Source organism: Alkalihalophilus lindianensis, from assembly GCF_032843265.1.
In the GTDB taxonomy this organism is placed as follows: Bacteria; Bacillota; Bacilli; order Bacillales; family Bacillaceae_D; genus Alkalihalophilus; species Alkalihalophilus lindianensis.
This window is the reverse complement of the sequence record NZ_JAWJBA010000750.1, coordinates 1-250: the sequence shown is the minus strand read 5'-3', so window position 1 is coordinate 250 and position 250 is coordinate 1. Positions and strand designations below refer to the sequence as shown.

General features: G+C 40.4%; 1 pseudogene. It reads left to right on the top strand.

The features are described from left to right. Window positions 1-34 precede the first annotated feature (34 nt). Window positions 35-250: pseudogene (locus RYX56_RS24175) on the top strand (biotin synthase BioB); the annotation flags it as partial.

The following is a 250-nucleotide window of genomic DNA, read 5'->3' as shown; positions in this document are numbered from 1 at the left end:
AAAATAGTTAACTAATATAAAATGAGGTGATAGTGTGGAATGGATCAAGCTGGCGAAAAAGGTAATGGGCGGATACTCACTTACCAAAGAAGAAGCCAAGGAAATCTTGTTAACAAGCGACGATGATATTCTATCAGTCATTAATGCAGCTTATGAGATTCGCCGCTATTATTATGGCAACAAGGTAAAGTTAAACCTGATTATTAACGCCAAAAGTGGGCTGTGCCCAGAGGATTGCGGCTATTGCGCC